The sequence below is a fragment of the Pseudomonas batumici genome (assembly GCF_000820515.1).
GTDB classification, from domain to species: domain Bacteria; phylum Pseudomonadota; class Gammaproteobacteria; order Pseudomonadales; family Pseudomonadaceae; genus Aquipseudomonas; species Aquipseudomonas batumici.
Window position 1 is genome coordinate 1 of the sequence record NZ_JXDG01000115.1, and the last position, 263, is coordinate 263.

A 263-nucleotide genomic window follows, 5' to 3' on the forward strand; every position below is an offset into this window, starting at 1 on the left:
TCGACGTTGTTGGCATTCAGCCCCGCGCCGTCGATGGAGATGCTGCCCTGGTCGACCTGGTAGCCGGTGACCTGGCCGTTGCTGATCACCGCCTTGCCGGTGGTCAGGGTGGCTTGCGGGGTATTGATGAAGCCACAGCCATTGCAGCTGATGCCGTACGGGTTGGCGACGATCACATGGGCCGACTGCCCCGCCACTTCGGTGTAACCGCGCAACTGGCTCGGGCTGCCGCCGTTCACTTCGTTGAGGATGACGTTGGCCGC

Annotated in this window: 1 protein-coding gene; it reads right to left on the minus strand. The window is 64.3% G+C overall.

All coding sequences use genetic code 11. The annotated features are described in order from the left end of the window. Positions 1-263: two-partner secretion domain-containing protein (locus UCMB321_RS28950; RefSeq protein ID WP_040072076.1), on the minus strand; the 263-nt coding region annotated here is incomplete at both ends.